General features: G+C 29.8%; 2 protein-coding genes. Both read left to right on the top strand.

What is annotated here, in order from left to right:
- Window positions 1–109 precede the first annotated feature (109 nt).
- Window positions 110–760 (top strand): DUF4352 domain-containing protein, encoded by a 651-nt coding sequence (locus tag CD172_RS12195; RefSeq protein WP_051879664.1) that lies wholly within the window; start codon window positions 110–112, stop codon window positions 758–760.
- A gap of 22 nt (window positions 761–782) precedes the next feature.
- Window positions 783–1820 carry a hypothetical protein gene (locus CD172_RS12200; protein WP_103346495.1) on the top strand — a complete coding sequence of 346 codons (1038 nt, stop codon included), beginning with the start codon at window positions 783–785 and terminating at the stop codon, window positions 1818–1820.
- Window positions 1821–2126 lie beyond the last annotated feature (306 nt).

Consider the following 2126-nt stretch of genomic DNA (forward strand, 5'->3'; position numbering starts at 1 on the left):
CTTTTCGTGTCTGTAATAAATTTTATTATCACAATCATTTATTTATATAGTGTAAAATAATGATATACATTTGATGTAATTTCACTTTAAATATGTAGGGGGATTTTTAATGAAACAAAATGAAAACATAAGATCTGAAAAAAGCACTGTATCTGAAAAGCAAGATTACAGAAACGACGAAAAAAAACAACAATGGGCAGAATATCAAGAATTTCAGAATCAGCAACAAAAAAACAGTAAAAAGAAATGGCTATGGGGATGCGGTGGGTGTTTATTGACATTTATAATTCTATGCATTGTTTTTACAGCATGTACCGGTGCATTTGTAAATGAAGTTGATAAGGCTGTTAATGAAAAAGGGGATTTAAAAAAAGATAAAAGTACAAAGATAAAGCAAGTTGGTGAAACAACTGAAATAGATGGTGTTTCATTTACATTAGATAATGCCTCTTTCACAGATGAAAGAAATGAATTCGCTGACGTACAAGCTGACCGTGTTTTGAAAGTCGATATGACTGTAAAAAATAATTCCGATCACGATATACCTGTTGGCGGAGATGTAAAAGTCTATGCTGATGGTAAACAAGTTAAAAACTATCCAATTAATGATACTTTAATAGATTCTTTATCTCCTGGTAGAAGTATAAGTGGCTCAGAAGGATTTGCTATAAACGGAAATCCTAATAAAATTGAGCTAGAATTCCAACCTTTAACTACTTTTTCAAACAAACGATATATTTATGAAATAAACGTAAATTAACAATTATAACCGAGGGGACACAATGAAAATTAAATACATTTTAACATTGGTTTTATTAATTGTATTAGCAGGGTGTAGTTTTATTAAGCCTGAAAATAACAACAATGATAAAGATAACAATAAAGTCAAAACTAGTGATGCACTTGAATTTGCAAAATCATCAAAAGGTAGTATTTTCCAACTTAATAATAAAAAATATAAACTTCTAAAAAAATATACGAATGGAAGTTCAAATAACCAGGGTCTCACACTGGTTAATAACAAGGATTTTAAAACTAATTTTAGTTATATGTTAATTGAAGATACTTCAAGTAAAAAGAAATACTTAAGTTACTTCGGTGAAATTAAAAATGATACTGATGTATCAGTTGAATTTTTAAATTATGTACACTTTATAACTGATACTGGTGAGCAGTTAAAACCTGAAGCAGGTATAAATTCAGGACCATTAGCCAAAAACTATCACGCTAAAACCAAAGGTAAAGGGTTTTCAATGGTTCCAATTGATTATCAAGATAATTTGCCTAAAGAGATTGCTGTAACAATAGAACCTCCACACGATAATAACTCAATGTCTCCATATGGTAACGAAATATATCTTAAACTTTCTGAAAATGGAGAAAAACTCAAATCAAAAATAAAACCGTTAATTACTGAATCTAGCGATAATAAAGCGTTAAATGAAAAGACAACTAATTCAAAAAATTCTTCTAAAAATTATAACAATGATGAATTTGAAAATGATGACGAATTATCTGAGGAAGTATTAATTCCTGCCAGTGAATATAACTACTTTGTGGATGAATATAACAAACTCGTTACACCTGATAAACAAATGAATCACGTGTCTAGAGATGTAACTATAAAAGAATATGATGATATCTACTATAGGTGGGAAAAAGCACACGAACAAAAAATGGCTCAGGAGGATGCTGAGTTTCAACGTCAGATGAGAGAAGAAGATGCTGAATTTGAACGTCAAATGAAAGAAGAACAAGCTAAAATGGATAGAGAAGATGCTGAGCTAGAGCGTCAATTAGAAGAAGATTCATCTTATTAAAACCACACTCTATAACCACAAAAAACGGGGCTGGGACATAATTCCTAGCCAAAAAAAGAATCGATTAGGTAAAAACATTTTTACTTAATCGATTCTTTTTATATATTATTTCAAAAAAATAAAGCCCTCACGTATAATAATGAATAACGACAAACAAAATGATACGGAGGAACTTTATATGTATAAAAATTATAACATGTCTCAACTAACACTACCAATAGAAACGGAAATTACATTTCCGAAAAATGATGTTTCTACTATTATTAATCATCTTGTTGAGTCCATTCCTGATGCAGAATTCAATGA

The sequence above is a fragment of the Staphylococcus agnetis genome (assembly GCF_002901865.1).
Taxonomy (GTDB): domain Bacteria; phylum Bacillota; class Bacilli; order Staphylococcales; family Staphylococcaceae; genus Staphylococcus; species Staphylococcus agnetis.

What these genes read in the sequence shown, in the direction of transcription:
- CD172_RS12195 (WP_051879664.1), top strand. Translation starts at nt 110, where the DNA reads ATGAAACAAAATGAAAACATAAGATCTGAAAAAAGCACTGTATCTGAA.
- CD172_RS12200 (WP_103346495.1), top strand. Translation starts at nt 783, where the DNA reads ATGAAAATTAAATACATTTTAACATTGGTTTTATTAATTGTATTAGCA.